Here is a 15,947-nt window from a genome sequence, read left to right on the forward strand (position 1 = left end):
CTGAGAGACCCCCGATGGCCCGTACCCGCTGGTAGGTACGGGCCATCGGCCATTCGGGGCGTGTATGGCTCCGCTTCGATGTCACTCATGGGCGTCGGGAGAGGTAGGGTCATAAGCGGTCGGGGACATCCCATACAACTCGCCGGCGTCGAAAACCGGCGTACCAACGAGGAGATCGGTTTCGTGACGATCCGCGTAGGCATCAACGGCTTTGGCCGCATCGGTCGTAACTACTTCCGCGCGCTGCTGGAGCAGGGTGCTGACATCGAGATCGTGGCTGTCAACGACCTGGGTGACACCGCCACGACGGCTCACCTTCTGAAGTACGACACCATTCTGGGTCGTCTCAAGGCCGAGGTCACCCACACCGCCGACACGATCACGGTCGACGGCCACACCATCAAGGTCCTCTCCGAGCGCAACCCGGCCGACATCCCCTGGGGTGAGCTGGGCGTCGACATCGTCGTCGAGTCGACCGGCATCTTCACCAAGAAGGCCGACGCCGAGAAGCACATCGCCGGTGGCGCCAAGAAGGTCCTCATCTCGGCTCCGGCCAAGGACGAGGACATCACCATCGTGATGGGCGTCAACCAGGACAAGTACGACGCGGCCAACCACCACGTCATCTCCAACGCCTCCTGCACCACCAACTGTGTGGCGCCGATGGCCAAGGTTCTCGACGAGAACTTCGGCATCGTCAAGGGCCTGATGACGACGGTCCACGCGTACACCAACGACCAGCGCATCCTCGACTTCCCGCACTCGGACCTGCGTCGCGCCCGCGCCGCCGCCGAGAACATCATCCCGACCACGACCGGTGCCGCGAAGGCCACCGCCCTGGTCCTGCCGAAGCTCAAGGGCAAGCTCGACGGCATCGCGATGCGCGTGCCGGTCCCGACCGGTTCGGCCACCGACCTGGTCGTCGAGCTGGAGCGCGAGGTCACCAAGGACGAGGTCAACGCCGCGTTCAAGAAGGCCTCCGAGGGCGAGCTCCAGGGCATCCTGGCGTACACCGAGGACCAGATCGTCTCCTCGGACATCGTCAGCGACCCGGCGTCCTGCACCTTCGACTCCTCCCTGACCATGGTTCAGGAAGGCAAGTCGGTCAAGATCCTCGGCTGGTACGACAACGAGTGGGGCTACTCCAACCGTCTCGTCGACCTCACCGCCTTCGTCGGCGGCCAGCTCTAGTCCACTTAGGGCAGGCACCTCGATGTGAGCCCAGGGCTCGGACAGCGCAATGACGCGCTGATCGAGCCCTGTCGCTTGTCTCGACCTTCTGATCTTCTAGGAGACCGTACAGATGAAGACGATCGACGAGCTTCTCGCCGAAGGCGTCGCCGGTAAGCGGGTATTCGTCCGCGCCGACCTCAATGTGCCGCTCGACGGCACCACGATCACCGACGACGGCCGCATCCGCGCCGTCCGGCCCACCGTCGCCAAGCTCGCCGAGGCCGGCGCGCGGGTGATCGTCGCCTCGCACCTCGGCCGCCCCAAGGGCGCGCCGGACCCGGCCTTCTCCCTCGCCCCGGCCGCCGCCCGGCTCGGCGAACTGCTGGGCGCCGACGTGGCGTTCGCGACCGACACGGTCGGCGAGTCCGCCAAGGCCGTCGTCGCGGGCCTCTCCGACGGTCAGGTGGCCGTCCTCGAGAACCTCCGCTTCAACGCCGGGGAGACGTCCAAGGACGACGCCGAGCGCGGCGCCTTCGCGGACAGCCTCGCCGAGCTGGCCGATGTGTACGTCGGCGACGGATTCGGCGCCGTGCACCGCAAGCACGCCTCGGTCTTCGACCTCCCGGCCCGGCTTCCGCACGCCGCCGGCTACCTCATCGCCACCGAGGTCGCCGTCCTGAAGAAGCTCACCGACGACGTCAAGCGTCCGTACGTGGTCGTCCTGGGTGGTGCCAAGGTCTCCGACAAGCTCGCCGTCATCGACGAGCTGCTCGGCAAGGCCGACCGCCTCCTCATCGGCGGCGGCATGGCGTACACCTTCCTCAAGGCCATGGGCTACGAGGTCGGCATCTCCCTCCTCCAGGAGGACCAGCTGCCGAAGGTCACCGAGTACATGGAGCGCGCCGAGAAGAACGGCGTCGAGCTCGTCCTCCCCGTGGACGTGCTGGTCTCCGCCGACTTCCCGGACCTGAAGACCAAGGCCCCCGCGGACTTCGACATCGTCGACGCGGACAAGATCCCGGCGACGAAGGAGGGCCTGGACATCGGCCCGAAGACGCGTGAGCTGTACGCGTCCAAGATCGCCGACGCCGAGACCGTCTTCTGGAACGGTCCGGTGGGTGTCTTCGAGCACCCCGACTACGCGGGCGGCACCACCGCCATCGCGCAGGCGCTCGTCGACAGCAGCGCGTACACCGTCGTCGGTGGCGGCGACTCGGCCGCGGCCGTGCGCACGCTCGGCTTCGATGAGAACGCTTTCGGACATATTTCGACCGGCGGTGGCGCCAGCCTCGAATACCTCGAAGGCAAGACGCTCCCCGGCCTCGCCGCACTGGAGGACTGAACAAAAGTGACTGTTTCTGCCCAGGGGCGCACCCCGCTGATGGCGGGCAACTGGAAGATGAACCTCAACCACCTCGAGGCCATCGCGCACGTCCAGAAGCTCGCCTTCGCGCTCGCCGACAAGGACTACGACGCCGTCGAGGTCGCCGTCCTGCCGCCCTTCACCGATCTGCGGTCCGTCCAGACCTTGGTCGACGGCGACAAGCTCAAGATCAAGTACGGCGCCCAGGACGTCTCGGAGCACGACTCCGGCGCGTACACCGGCGAGATCTCGGGCGCGATGCTCGCCAAGCTGAAGTGCACCTACGTGACCGTGGGCCACAGCGAGCGCCGTCAGTACCACGCCGAGACCGACGAGATCTGCAACGCCAAGGTCAAGGCCGCGTACAAGCACGGTCTGACCCCGATCCTCTGCGTCGGCGAGGGTCTGGACGTCCGCAAGGACGGCCGGCAGGTCCCGTACACCCTGAACCAGCTCGACGGCGGTCTGAAGGACATCCCGGCCGAGCAGGCCGAGTCCATCGTCATCGCCTACGAGCCGGTGTGGGCCATCGGCACCGGTGAGGTCGCGACCCCCGAGGACGCGCAGGAGGTCTGCGGAGCGATCCGTGGCCGTCTCGCCGAGCTGTACTCGCAGGAGCTGGCCGACAAGGTGCGCATCCAGTACGGCGGCTCGGTCAAGTCCGGCAACGTGGCCGCGATCATGGCGCAGCCCGACGTGGACGGCGCCCTGGTGGGCGGCGCCGCGCTGGACGCCGACGAGTTCGTCAAGATCGTCCGCTTCCGCGACCAGTGAGTATGCGGTAGGGCGGATCCGTCGTACCCTTGCGGGGGCCTGAGGCTCACAATGTCCATACGCGACTCTGTCGCGTGGTGAGCCCGGGCCCCCGCGTCCGTGAGAAGTCCGAGAGATTGCCAGGAAGTAGGGTCCAGCCGTGGTTATGGGGTTCTCGATCGCCCTGATCATCTTCAGCGCGCTGATGATGCTGCTGGTGCTGATGCACAAGGGGAAGGGTGGCGGCCTCTCCGACATGTTCGGTGGCGGAATGCAGTCGTCCGTCGGCGGCTCCTCGGTCGCCGAGCGCAACCTCGACCGCATCACCATCGTGGTCGGTCTGCTGTGGTTCGCGTGCATTGTCGTACTTGCTCTGTTGATGAAGCTGGACAGCTGAGCAGTGGTTGCCGCGTCCCTCGGTGGGGTGTAACTCCTATCACTGGACGCGCGTTGGGCCTTACGTAGACTGGGGCATCTTCGAGCACCATCACGCAGGGAGTTACGACCGTGGCAAGTGGCAACGCGATCCGGGGAAGCCGGGTCGGAGCGGGGCCGATGGGTGAGGCAGAGCGGGGCGAGTCCGCGCCGCGCCTCCGCATCTCCTTCTGGTGCTCGAACGGGCACGAGACGCAGCCGAGCTTCGCCAGCGACGCGCAGGTCCCGGAGACGTGGGACTGCCCGCGCTGTGGGTTCCCGGCCGGTCAGGACCGGGACAACCCGCCGGACCCGCCGCGCACCGAGCCGTACAAGACGCATCTCGCGTATGTGCGCGAGCGGCGCAGCGACGCGGACGGTGAGGCGATTCTCGCCGAGGCGCTCGCCAAACTGCGCGGCGAAATCTGAGAAGTGGACGAACGGGCCCCGCCCGCGAAGCGAATTCGCGGCCGGGGCCGTTCTCGTCGGCACCTCCTGACCTGTTCACGCTCGCCCTCGCATCGTGCGCTCCCCTGATCAATTAGGTTGGAGTGGCAGCGGGGCAAGCAGGCAGGTTAGAGAAGAAGTGGGCGATGTCCGAGATGACTACAGAAGGCCGTTCCAGGCTCAACCAGCTGCCCGAGTGGGCCGCACTCGGCAAGCACCGTGAACAGCTGGGGCAGACGCGTCTGCGGGAGCTGTTCGCCGCCGACGCGCAGCGCGGCACGCGGTACACGCTGCGGGTCGCCGATCTGTATCTCGACTATTCCAAGCACCTGGTGACCGACGAGACCCTCACGCTGCTGCGCGAGCTGGCCGCCGCCACGGGCGTGGCGGAGCTGCGGGACGCGATGTTCCGGGGCGAGAGGATCAACACCACCGAGAACCGCGCCGTCCTGCACACCGCGCTGCGCGCCCCGCGGAACGCGGTGATCGAGGTCGACGGGGAGAACGTCGTCCCCGCCGTGCACGCCGTCCTCGACAGGATGACGGCCTTCTCCGAGCGCGTCCGCTCCGGCGAGTGGACCGGCCATACCGGCAAGCCGATCAAGAACGTCGTCAACATCGGCATCGGCGGTTCCGACCTTGGTCCGGCCATGGCGTACGAGGCGCTGCGCGCCTACACCCGACGCGATCTGACGTTCCGCTTCGTCTCGAACGTCGACGGCGCCGATCTGCACGAGGCGGTCCGCGACCTCGACCCCGCCGAGACGCTCTTCATCGTCGCGTCCAAGACCTTCACCACCATCGAGACCATCACCAACGCCACGTCGGCCCGGGACTGGCTGCTCACCGGTCTGAAGGCCGGTCAGGAAGCCGTCGCCAAGCACTTCGTGGCCCTGTCGACGAATGCCGAGAAGGTCGAGGACTTCGGCATCGACACGGCGAACATGTTCGAGTTCTGGGACTGGGTCGGCGGCCGCTACTCCTACGACTCCGCCATCGGCCTCTCGCTGATGATCGCCATCGGGCCGGACCGCTACCGCGAGATGCTCGACGGCTTCCACCAGGTCGACGAGCACTTCCGGACAGCCGCCCCTGAGGAGAACGCGCCGCTGCTGCTCGGCCTCCTCGGCGTCTGGTACGGCGCGTTCTTCGACGCCCAGTCGCACGCCGTGCTGCCGTACTCGCACTACCTGTCCAAGTTCACCGCGTACCTCCAGCAGCTCGACATGGAGTCCAACGGCAAGTCCGTGGACCGCGACGGAAACCCCGTCGACTGGCAGACCGGACCGGTCGTCTGGGGTACGCCGGGCACCAACGGGCAGCACGCGTACTACCAGTTGATTCATCAGGGCACCAAGGTCATCCCGGCCGACTTCATCGGCTTCGCCAGGCCGGTCGCCGATCTCGAACCGGGTCTGGCCGCGCAGCACGACCTGCTGATGGCCAACTTCTTCGCCCAGACGCAGGCGCTCGCCTTCGGGAAGACTCCCGAGGAGGTGCGGGCGGAAGGAGTGGCCGAGGAGCTGGTGCCGCACAAGACGTTCCGCGGCAACCACCCCACGACCACGATCCTCGGTGGCGAACTGACGCCGTCCGTCCTCGGCCAGCTCGTCGCGCTGTACGAGCACAAGGTGTTCGTCCAGGGCGCCGTCTGGAACATCGACTCCTTCGACCAGTGGGGCGTCGAGCTCGGCAAGGTCCTCGCCAAGAGGCTCGAACCGGTGCTGACCGGGGCGGAGGGCGGCGAGCAGCTCGACGGCTCCACCGCCGCGCTGGTCGCCACCTACCGGGCGCTGCGGGGGAACTGAGGCGATGAGGGGGGAGAACACGGTGCGGCTGCGGCCGCCGAGCGAGGCGCCGAACGAACGGGTCGTCGGCTGGTGGGCCGCGCAGTGTCTGGTGACGACGGCGGTGCCGGTGGCCGTACTGGCCCTGCTCGCCGCGTTCCTGCCGGCCGCGCGGCCCTGGCTGCTGCTCGGCGCCGGAGTGTCGGCGGTCCTCGGGCTGGCGTGCGCCGTGTTCTTCCCCCGCTGGTGGTACCGCGTGCACCGGTGGGAGATCACCGACGACGCGGTCTACGTACGGACCGGGGCGTTCTGGCAGGAGTGGCGGATCGCGCCCATGTCCCGCATCCAGACCGTGGACACCGTGCGCGGTCCGCTGGAGCAGGCGTTCCGGCTGGCGACGGTGACCGTCACCACCGCCTCCGCCAAGGGCGCGATCAGGATCCAGGGCCTCGACCACGAGCTCGCCGCCGAGCTGGCCGAGCGGCTGACCCTGATCACGCGGGCGACGCCGGGCGACGCGACATGACGGCCGCCCCCGCATCCGGCGACGCGCGGGAGACGGTGCCGGTGGCACGGGCACGGACGGATACGGGGGTGGGCGGCCCGGAGGACGGCTGGCGTCGCCTCGACCGGCGCACCGTCCTCGTCACCGCCGCCGTCATGGCCGGTGTCGCGGGGGGCGGGGGACTGCCCACCGCTCTCGGCCTCGCGGGCGGGATGCCGCTGTGGCAGGCGTTCGCGTGGGTGCTGGCCGGCGCCGTCCTGCTGATCGCGGGCGGTACGGCCGCGGACTACGTGCGCTGGCACCGCACCCGCTACCGCATCGGCCCCGAGCGGGCCGAACTCCACACGGGTCTGCTGCTCGTCAAGCGCCGCTCACTGGCCCGTGAACGCATCCGCAGTGTCGATCTGACCGCCCACCCGCTGCTGCGGGTCCTCGGTCTGGTGAAGGTCCGGATAGGCACGGGCGAACACACCGGCGGCGAATCCACGCTGGAACTCGACCCGGTCACCAGGGCCGAGGGCGAGCGGCTGCGCCGCGAGCTCCTGACCCGCTCCACCGAACCGGACGCCCGGCACGACGGAGCGCTCGCCGGGTTCGACCCCCGCTGGATCCGCTACGCCCCCGTCTCGTTCGTCGCTCCGCTGCTCGGTGGCGCGGCGGCCGGCGCCGTGATGCAGGTCAGTGAGTGGTTCGGCGCGCAGGGCGAGGTGATCGCGTGGGTGGGCGACCGCTTCGACGACACTCCGCTCGTCTGGATGATCGCGGTCCTCGTCGCCGCGGCCGTCCTCGCCGGCGTGGTCGGCGCGCTCGGCCTCTGGGTCGAGATGTGGTGGAACTACCGGCTGGAGCGCGAACCCGGCGGCACGCTCCGGGTCCGCCGGGGCCTTTTCACGGCCCGCTCGATCTCCATGGAGGAACGCCGGCTGCGCGGCCTGGAGATCGTCGAGCCCCTCGGCGTACGGATGTGCGGAGCGGCCCGCGTCGACGCGATCGCCACCGGCCTCGTCAAGGACGACGACGACAAGCACGCCGACCTCAAGACCCTGCTGCCGCCCGCGCCGCGGGCCGTCGCCGACGAGGTCGCGGCCCGCGTCCTGCGCGCGAGCGACGCGCCCACGGCCACTTTGCTCACCGCCCACCCGCGCGCGGCCCGCACCCGCCGTCTGCGCTGGTCCCTGGCGACGGTTCTGCTCCCGCTCGGGGTCCTCACCGTCCTCGGAGCCGTACTCACCCCGGTGCTCCTGTACGTCGCGGCGGGCGCCGCGGTCGTGCTCGTCCCGCTCGCCGTCCTCCTCGCCCGCGACGCCTACCGCAGCCTCGGTCACGGCCTGACCGGCGCGTACCTGGTGACCCGCTCGGGCACGGTCCGCCGTGCCACGGTCGCGCTCCAGCGCGGCGGTGTCATCGGCTGGACGCTGAAGCAGTCCTGGTTCCAGCGCCGGGCGGGCCTCCTCACCCTGACGGCGACGACGGCCGCGGGCGACGGGGCGTACGCCATCCTGGACGCCGACGGCGGCGAGGGTGTGGAGTTCGCGGCCCAGGCCGTTCCGGGCCTGCTGGAGCCCTTCCTGGACAGGGCCCCTGTGCGCGAGGCATGACGGCCGGCACGTAGCATGTGCGGCTGCACGGGACGTGGTTGCCCTGACAGCCCGCCTGCCCACCGGAGAATGGAGCCCCTCTTGGGCGCGCCGATACAAGAGGCCCCCTTGCTCGAAGCCCCCGTCCTGGACGCCGGGCGGCAGCCCCCGACGTCCGTCGCGGGTGGGCAACTGCCCTCGCTGACGGGTATGCGGTGGGCCGCCGCGTTCATGGTGTTTCTCTACCACATACGCAACTTCGGCTATTTCGGCGGCGAGAAGAAGTCCCTCGTCGACTGGGCCTTCGGGCCCGGGCTGGTCGGGGTCAGCTTCTTCTTCATCCTCTCCGGCTTCGTGCTGACCTGGTCGGCGCGGCCGGGTGACCGCGTCCTGGCGTTCTGGCGGCGCAGACTCGCCCGGGTCTACCCCGTCCATCTGGTGACGGCCCTGATCGCCCTGGCGCTCGGGTTCACCCTGCTGCCGAAACTCGAGCCGCGCGGCTACCAGGAGGTCGTCGCGAACCTCCTCCTGGTCAGCTCGTGGGACCACGGGTGGTGGCAGGTCGTCAATCCCGTCAGCTGGTCCCTGGTCTGCGAGGCCTTCTTCTACGCCTGCTTCCCGCTGATCTACGCGGTTCTGCGCCGGCTGGGCCCGCGCGTGCTCACCGCCCTGGTCGTCGTGGCCATGGTGACGGTGGTCTACCTCCCGAAGCTCCAGCCGCATCTGGAAGCCGGGTTCGTGCTGAACACCCACCCCGCCGGGCGGATTCCGGAATTCATCCTCGGGGTGGCCGTCGCCAGGCTGGTGCAGCTCGGCCGCTGGCGCGGCCCGGGCCTCGAAGGAGCCCTGGCCATCACCCTCATCGGTTACTTCATGTACCCGTACATTCCGGGCTCGTACGGAGCGACCACCGTCGTCGGCTTCGCGCTCCTGATCGCCGCCGCGGCCGTCGCCGACATCGAGGGCAAGCCGTCGATGTGGCGCGGGGACCGGCTCGTGCGGCTGGGGGAGTGGTCCTTCTCGTTCTACATGGTCCATCTGCTGGTCCTGCTGCTCACCGTCCCGCTGTTCGGGAAGAAGCCCCATTTCGACACCCTCCCGGCTCTGACGGCCACCGCCGCCGTCTTCGCGGTCGCCCTCGCCCTGTCGGCGGCCCTGTACCACGCCGTCGAACTGCCCGGCCGGCGGCTGCTGTTGGGCAAGGGCCGCCGACGCGGCTGACGGTCTCCACCACGCCGAAGGCCCGGTTCACCGTGAGGGTGAACCGGGCCTTCGTGTCACCGCGTCCGTCAGGGAGACGCCGGGGGGTACAGCGACCGGGGGAGCTGCGAGGCCGCCGCCGCGTCCAGGAGCCACAGGGTGCGCGAGCGGCCGTGGGCGCCCGCTGCCGGGGCCTGGATCTCGCCCGCGCCCGAGAGGGCTATCGCCGCCGCCCCGGCCTTGTCCTCGCCGGCCGCCAGGAGCCAGACCTCGCGGGCCGCCCGGATGGCCGGGAGGGTCAGCGAGATGCGGGTCGGCGGCGGCTTCGGGGCGCCGTGGACGCCGACCACCGTGCGCTGGGTCTCGCGGACCGCCGGGTGCTCAGGAAACAGCGAGGCGACATGGGTGTCCGGGCCGACGCCCAGCATCAGGACGTCGAAGGTCGGCACGGCGGCATGGTCCTCCGGGCCGGCCGCAGCGGCCAGCTCCGCCGCGTAGGCCGCCGCGGCGGAGTCCACGTCGGTGCCGTACACGCCCTCCGACGCGGGCATCGCGTGCACCCGCTTCGGGTCCAGCGGAACGCTGTCGAGCAGCGCCTCGCGGGCCTGGGTGACATTGCGCTCCGGGTCGCCCTCCGGCAGGAACCGCTCGTCACCCCACCACAGGTCCAGGCGCGACCAGTCGACGGCGTCCCGGGCAGGCGCCGCACTCAGCGCCGCCAGAAGGCCGTTGCCGTTGCGGCCGCCGGTGAGCACGATCGAGGCGGAGCCGCGGGCGGCCTGCGCGTCCACCACCTTCGTGATCAGCCGTGCCGCCGCCGCCTCGGCCATCAGCTCCTTGTCGCGGTGGACGACGAGCTGAGGTGTACTCACTTCGACGCCGCCTTCTTCGCCGGAGCCTTCTTCGCCGGCGCGGACGCGGGGTCGGCGGCGGACGCCGGGGCCTCGGACGCCTTGCCGGCTCCCTCCGCCCCCTCGCCGAGCCGCTCCACTCCGAACCGCAGCGCCGAGGCGTAGGTGTCGTCCGGGTCCAGCCGCCGCAGTTCCTCCGCGATCAGCTCCGCCGTCTCGCGGCGCTTCAGCGCCACCGCGCGGTCCGGCTGCCCCTGGATGGACAGCGTCGCCAGCGAGCCGTCGGGCCGGTCGAGGACGATGGGACCGCAGGAGGTCTCCATGCGTACGGCCGTCAGGCCCGGGCCCGACGACACCGAGCGCGTCACCGGAATCTTCAGCCGCTCGGCCAGCCACATGGCGAGCAGCTCGACGCTGGGGTTGAACTCCTCGCCCTCCACCTCGGCGCCGGTGACCTCGCAGATCACCTGGTCCAGGGCCGCCGCGAGCATCGAGCGCCACGGCGTGATCCGGGTCCAGGACAGGTCCGTGTCACCGGGGGTGTACGCCTCCGCGCGGGACTTCAGCTCCTGCGCGGGGTGTTCGGCCGCGTAGGTGTCGGTGACGCGGCGCTGGGCCAGGGCGCCCAGCGGGTCGTTCGCCGGGTCGGTCGGCGCGTTCACCGGCCACCAGACGACCACCGGCGCGTCGGGCAGCAGCAGCGGGAGCACCACGGACTGGGCGTGGTCGATGACATCGCCGTACAGCCGGAGTACCACCGTCTCGCCGGTGCTGGCGTCGGCGCCGAGGCGCACCTCGGCGTCGAGGCGCGCCTTCGCCCGGTCGCGCGGCGAGCGCGAGACCCGCTTGATGACGACCAGGGTGCGCGACGGGTGCTCGCGGGAGGCGTCGTTGGCGGCCTTCAGCGCGTCGTAGGCGTTCTCCTCGTCGGTGACGATGACCAGGGTGAGCACCATGCCGACGGCCGGCGTTCCGATGGCCCGCCGCCCGAGCACCAGCGCCTTGTTGATCTTGCTGGACGTGGTGTCCGTAAGGTCGGTCTTCATGGCCGGCGCCAGCTCCGTCCGTCTCGTGCGAGCATTTCGTCCGCCTCGACCGGACCCCAGGTCCCCGCCGGGTACTGGGCCGGCTTGCCGTGCCGGTCCCAGAACTCCTCGATCGGGTCGAGGATTTTCCACGAGAGCTCGACCTCCTCGACCCGCGGGAAGAGGTTGGAGTCGCCGAGCAGCACATCGAGGAGGAGCCGCTCGTACGCCTCGGGGCTGGACTCGGTGAAGGACTCGCCGTACGCGAAGTCCATCGAGACGTCCCGGACCTCCATCGACGTGCCCGGCACCTTGGAACCGAAGCGCATCGTCACACCCTCGTCCGGCTGGACGCGGATGACGAGCGCGTTCTGGCCGAGCTCCTCCGTGGCCGTGTGGTCGAAGGGGGAGTGGGGAGCGCGCTGGAAGACCACCGCGATCTCGGTGACGCGGCGGCCGAGGCGCTTGCCGGTGCGGAGATAGAAGGGGACGCCCGCCCAGCGGCGGTTGTCGATCTCCAGCTTGATGGCCGCGTAGGTGTCGGTCTTCGACTTGGGGTCGATGCCCTCCTCCTGGAGGTAGCCGACGGCCTTCTCGCCGCCCTGCCACCCCGCCGCGTACTGTGCGCGGACCGTGCTCTTGGAGAGGTCCTTGGGCAGCTTCACCGCGCCCAGCACCTTCGTCTTCTCGGCCGCGAGCGCGTCCGGGTCGAAGGCGGCGGGCTCCTCCATCGCGGTCAGCGCGAGCAGCTGGAGAAGGTGGTTCTGGATGACGTCACGGGCGGCGCCGATGCCGTCGTAGTACCCGGCGCGGCCGCCGATGCCGATGTCCTCGGCCATGGTGATCTGGACGTGGTCGACATAGGACCGGTTCCAGATCGGCTCGAAGAGGGTGTTGGCGAAGCGGAGCGCCAGGATGTTCTGGACGGTCTCCTTGCCCAGGTAGTGGTCGATCCGGAAGACCTCGTTGGGCGGGAAGACGTCGTGGACGACCGAGTTGAGCTCCTGCGCGGAGGCCAGGTTGTGGCCGAAGGGCTTCTCGATGACCGCCCGGCGCCAGGAGCCGTTCTTCTGGTCGGCGAGGCCGTGCTTCTTGAGCTGCTGGACGACCTTGGGGAAGAACTTCGGCGGCACGGACAGATAGAAGGCGAAGTTGCCGCCGGTGCCCTGGGCCTTGTCCAGCTCCTCGACGGTGGACTTCAGCTGCTCGAAGGCGTCGTCGTCGTCGAAGTCGCCCTGGACGAAGCGCATCCCCTGGATCAGCTGCTGCCACACCTCCTCGCGGAACGGTGTGCGGGCGTGCTGCTTGACGGCCTCGTGGACCTCCTGCGCGAAGTCCTCGTCCTGCCACTCGCGGCGCGCGAACCCGATGAGCGCGAAGCCCGGCGGGAGCAGGCCGCGATTGGCCAGGTCGTAGACGGCAGGCATCAACTTTTTACGGGACAAATCACCCGTGACACCGAAAATGACCAGGCCCGACGGCCCCGCGATACGCGGGAGCCGTCGGTCTGCGGGGTCACGCAGCGGGTTGCTGCTTGACAAAGTGCTACGCCTCCGAAGGTGCGAGGCGCTCAAGCTCCGCCTCGGTCGACTTGAGCAGGTCGTTCCAGGACGCCTCGAACTTGTCGACGCCCTCGTCCTCCAGCACCTGGACCACGTCGTCGTACGAGATGCCCAGCTTCTCGATGGCGGCGAGCTCGGCGCGGGACTGGTCGTACGTGCCGTGCACCGTGTTCCCGGTGACCTCGCCGTGGTGGGCGGTGGCCTCCAGCGTGCCCTCCGGCATGGTGTTCACCGTGCCCGGGGCGACCAGGTCCACGACGTACAGGGTGTCCTTGTACGCCGGGTCCTTGACGCCGGTCGAGGCCCACAGCGGACGCTGCTTGTTGGCGTGCGCCTTGTCGAGGGCGGCCCAGCGCTCCGAGGAGAAGACCTCCTCGTACGCCTCGTACGCCAGACGGGCGTTGGCCAGCGCGGCCTTGCCCTTCAGCGCCTTGGCCTCGGCGGTGCCGACCCCGTCCAGGCGCTTGTCGATCTCGGTGTCCACGCGGGACACGAAGAAGGACGCCACGGAGTGGATCCTGGACAGGTCCAGCCCGCGCTCCTTGGCCTTCTCGAGACCGGCCAGGTACGCGTCCATGACCGCGCGGTAGCGCTCCAGCGAGAAGATCAGCGTCACATTGACGCTGATGCCGAGGCCGATGACCTCGGTGATCGCCGGCAGACCCGCCTTGGTGGCCGGGATCTTGATCAGGGTGTTGGGGCGGTCCACCAGCCACGCCAGCTGCTTGGCCTCGGCCACCGTCGCCCGCGTGTCGTGCGCCAGCCGCGGGTCCACCTCGATCGACACCCGGCCGTCCTGGCCCTCGGTCGCGTCGAAGACCGGACGCAGGATGTCGGCGGCGTCACGGACGTCCGCCGTCGTGATCATGCGGATGGCCTCTTCGACGGTCACCTTGCGGGCGGCGAGGTCGGCGAGCTGCTGCTCGTACCCGTCACCCGACGAGATGGCCTTCTGGAAGATCGAGGGGTTGGTGGTGACACCCACGACGTGCTGCTGATCGATCAGTTCGGCGAGGTTGCCGGACGTGATCCGCTTGCGCGACAGGTCGTCCAGCCAGATCGCGACGCCTTCGTCGGAGAGGCGCTTGAGTGCGTCTGTCATGAGAATTGCTCCTAGTCGTACGTATACCGGCGTCAGCGCGCGGCGGCGGCGATCGATTCCCGGGCGGCGGAGGCGACCGCGTCGGCGGTGAAGCCGAACTCGCGGAAGAGGACCTTGGCGTCGGCCGAGGCGCCGAAGTGCTCCAGCGAGACGATGCGGCCGGCGTCACCCACGTACTTATGCCAGGTCAGACCGATACCGGCCTCGACCGCGACCCGCGCCTTGACCGACGGCGGCAGGACGCTGTCCTTGTACGCCTGGTCCTGCTCCTCGAACCACTCCACCGACGGCATCGAGACCACCCGGGTCGGCACACCGGCCGCCTGGAGCTGCTCGCGCGCCTCGACGGCCAGGTGCACCTCGGAGCCCGTACCGATCAGCACGACCTCGGGCGCCGTGTTCTGCCCGTCGGGCCCTTCGGCGTCGAACATGACGTAGCCGCCCTTGGCCGCGTCCTCGTTCCACGGGTACGTCGGCACACCCTGGCGGGTCAGCGCCAGGCCGTGCGGGGCGCCCTTGCCGAACACCTTGGTGTGGCGCTTGAGGATCTCGCGCCAGGCGATCGAGGTCTCGTTGGCGTCCGCCGGACGGACCACGTTCAGACCCGGGATCGCGCGCAGCGACGCCAGGTGCTCCACCGGCTGGTGGGTCGGGCCGTCCTCGCCCAGACCGATCGAGTCGTGCGTCCAGACGTACGTCACCGGCAGGTGCATCAGCGCGGAGAGCCGCACCGCGTTGCGCATGTAGTCGGAGAACACCAGGAAGGTGCCGCCGTAGATCCGGGTGTGACCGTGCAGCGCGATGCCGTTCATCTCCGCGGCCATGGAGTGCTCGCGGATACCGAAGTGGATCGTGCGGCCGAACGGGTCGGCCTCCGGCAGCGGGTTGCCCTTCGGTAGGAACGAGGAGTTCTTGTCGATGGTCGTGTTGTTCGAGCCGGCGAGGTCGGCGGAGCCGCCCCACAGCTCGGGGATGATCGCGCCGAGAGCCTGCAGCACCTTGCCGGACGCGGCACGGGTGGCCACACCCTTGCCCGCCTCGAAGACCGGAAGCTGCTTCTCCCAGCCCTCGGGCAGCTCGTTGGCCTGGATGCGGTCGAACTCGGCGGCGCGCTCCGGGTTGGCGGTGCGCCACTCGGACAGCGACTTCTCCCACGCGGACCTGGCCTCGCGGCCACGGTCCAGAGCCCCACGCGTGTGCTTGATGACCTCGTCGGCGACCTCGAAGGTCTGCTCCGGGTCGAAGCCGAGGACGCGCTTGGTGGCCGCGACCTCCTCGTCGCCGAGCGCCGAGCCGTGCGCGGCCTCGGTGTTCTGGGCGTGCGGGGCGGGCCAGGCGATGATCGAGCGCATCGCGATGAACGACGGGCGCTCGGTCTCCGCCTCGGCGGCCTTGATCGCCGCGTACAGCCCGGCCGGGTCGAGGTCGCCGTTCTCCTTGGGCGCCACGCGCTGGACGTGCCAGCCGTACGCCTCGTACCGCTTGAGCGTGTCCTCGGAGACGGCCGTCTCGGTGTCGCCCTCGATCGAGATGTGGTTGTCGTCCCACAGCAGGATCAGGTTGCCGAGCTTCTGGTGACCGGCCATCGAGGACGCCTCGGCGGAGATGCCCTCCTGGAGGCAGCCGTCACCGGCGATCACGTAGACGTTGTGGTCGAACGGCGACGTGCCCGGGGCCGCCTCCGGGTCGAACAGGCCACGCTCGTAACGCGCGGCCATGGCCATGCCCACGGCGTTCGCGACACCCTGGCCCAGCGGGCCGGTGGTCGTCTCCACACCCGCGGTGTGTCCGTACTCCGGGTGCCCCGGGGTCTTGCTGCCCCACGTGCGGAACGCCTTGAGGTCGTCCAGCTCCAGCCCCCACCCGCCGAGGTACAGCTGGGTGTAGAGCGTCAGGGACGAGTGGCCGGCGGACAGTACGAAACGGTCACGCCCGACCCACTCCGGATCCGCCGGATCGTGCCGCATCACCTTCTGGAAGAGGGTGTAGGCGGCCGGGGCCAGACTCATGGCCGTACCAGGATGGCCGTTGCCGACCTTCTGTACGGCGTCCGCGGCCAGGATGCGAGCGGTGTCCACGGCCCGCTGGTCCAACTCGGTCCACTCGAGGTCTGTGGTGGTCGGCTTGTTGCTCACCCTGAGTCAGGGCTCCTCTCCACATGTTCGAAACCCGGTGACTGAGGGCGCAC

At 69.6% G+C, this 15,947-nt stretch carries 14 protein-coding genes; 9 read left to right on the forward strand and 5 right to left on the reverse strand.

Annotation, left to right across the window (positions count from 1 at the left end; translation table 11 throughout):
• Positions 1-183 precede the first annotated feature (183 nt).
• From gap to ACZ7J0_RS18635, 9 genes are all read left to right on the forward strand, one after another.
• Positions 184-1,191: a type I glyceraldehyde-3-phosphate dehydrogenase gene (gene gap / locus ACZ7J0_RS18595; RefSeq protein ID WP_469117982.1), complete on the forward strand. Its 1,008-nt coding sequence runs from the start codon at positions 184-186 to the stop codon at positions 1,189-1,191.
• 112 nt (positions 1,192-1,303) lie between these two features.
• Complete coding sequence (locus ACZ7J0_RS18600) at positions 1,304-2,515, forward strand: phosphoglycerate kinase (RefSeq protein ID WP_470888599.1); 1,212 nt, start codon at positions 1,304-1,306, stop codon at positions 2,513-2,515.
• A 39-nt stretch (positions 2,516-2,554) separates the two neighbouring features.
• Entirely contained in the window at positions 2,555-3,310 is a 756-nt protein-coding gene (tpiA, locus tag ACZ7J0_RS18605) for a triose-phosphate isomerase (RefSeq protein ID WP_470888865.1), read from the forward strand.
• 145 nt (positions 3,311-3,455) lie between these two features.
• A complete protein-coding gene (secG, locus tag ACZ7J0_RS18610; RefSeq protein WP_468711331.1) occupies positions 3,456-3,686 on the forward strand; it encodes a preprotein translocase subunit SecG in 231 nt (76 codons plus the stop codon).
• A gap of 110 nt (positions 3,687-3,796) precedes the next feature.
• Positions 3,797-4,132 (forward strand): RNA polymerase-binding protein RbpA, encoded by a 336-nt coding sequence (locus ACZ7J0_RS18615; protein WP_003976875.1) that lies wholly within the window; start codon positions 3,797-3,799, stop codon positions 4,130-4,132.
• A gap of 164 nt (positions 4,133-4,296) precedes the next feature.
• The gene (gene pgi, locus ACZ7J0_RS18620; protein WP_470888601.1) at positions 4,297-5,958 is read left to right on the forward strand and encodes a glucose-6-phosphate isomerase; all 1,662 of its coding nucleotides are present in this window, start codon (positions 4,297-4,299) and stop codon (positions 5,956-5,958) included.
• Positions 5,959-5,962: 4 nt separating this feature from the next.
• The gene (locus ACZ7J0_RS18625; protein ID WP_470888603.1) at positions 5,963-6,463 is read left to right on the forward strand and encodes a PH domain-containing protein; all 501 of its coding nucleotides are present in this window, start codon (positions 5,963-5,965) and stop codon (positions 6,461-6,463) included.
• Positions 6,460-8,040, forward strand: a complete 1,581-nt coding sequence (locus ACZ7J0_RS18630) for a PH domain-containing protein (protein WP_470888605.1) — start codon at positions 6,460-6,462, stop codon at positions 8,038-8,040. The genes ACZ7J0_RS18625 and ACZ7J0_RS18630 overlap by 4 nt, the downstream gene beginning before the upstream one ends.
• A 108-nt stretch (positions 8,041-8,148) precedes the next feature.
• Positions 8,149-9,240, forward strand: coding sequence for an acyltransferase family protein (locus tag ACZ7J0_RS18635; RefSeq protein WP_470888607.1), 1,092 nt, complete (start codon positions 8,149-8,151; stop codon positions 9,238-9,240).
• Between the two features lie 68 nt (positions 9,241-9,308).
• Here the strand turns inward: ACZ7J0_RS18635 and pgl are convergent, their stop codons facing one another.
• From pgl to tkt, 5 genes are read right to left on the reverse strand one after another with little or no spacing between them, the layout of a single operon-like run.
• The gene (gene pgl / locus ACZ7J0_RS18640; RefSeq protein WP_470888609.1) at positions 9,309-10,091 is read right to left on the reverse strand and encodes a 6-phosphogluconolactonase; all 783 of its coding nucleotides are present in this window, start codon (positions 10,089-10,091) and stop codon (positions 9,309-9,311) included.
• Positions 10,088-11,116 carry a glucose-6-phosphate dehydrogenase assembly protein OpcA gene (gene opcA, locus ACZ7J0_RS18645; RefSeq protein ID WP_470888611.1) on the reverse strand — a complete coding sequence of 343 codons (1,029 nt, stop codon included), beginning with the start codon at positions 11,114-11,116 and terminating at the stop codon, positions 10,088-10,090. Before opcA ends, pgl begins: the two co-directional genes overlap by 4 nt.
• Positions 11,113-12,636 (reverse strand): glucose-6-phosphate dehydrogenase, encoded by a 1,524-nt coding sequence (gene zwf / locus ACZ7J0_RS18650; RefSeq protein ID WP_470888613.1) that lies wholly within the window; start codon positions 12,634-12,636, stop codon positions 11,113-11,115. Before zwf ends, opcA begins: the two co-directional genes overlap by 4 nt.
• A 4-nt stretch (positions 12,637-12,640) precedes the next feature.
• Positions 12,641-13,759: a transaldolase gene (tal, locus tag ACZ7J0_RS18655; RefSeq protein ID WP_470888615.1), complete on the reverse strand. Its 1,119-nt coding sequence runs from the start codon at positions 13,757-13,759 to the stop codon at positions 12,641-12,643.
• Positions 13,760-13,791: 32 nt separating this feature from the next.
• Positions 13,792-15,894, reverse strand: a complete 2,103-nt coding sequence (tkt, locus tag ACZ7J0_RS18660) for a transketolase (protein ID WP_470888616.1) — start codon at positions 15,892-15,894, stop codon at positions 13,792-13,794.
• Positions 15,895-15,947: the final 53 nt, after the last annotated feature.

Source organism: Streptomyces sp. NPDC038280, from assembly GCF_055600045.1.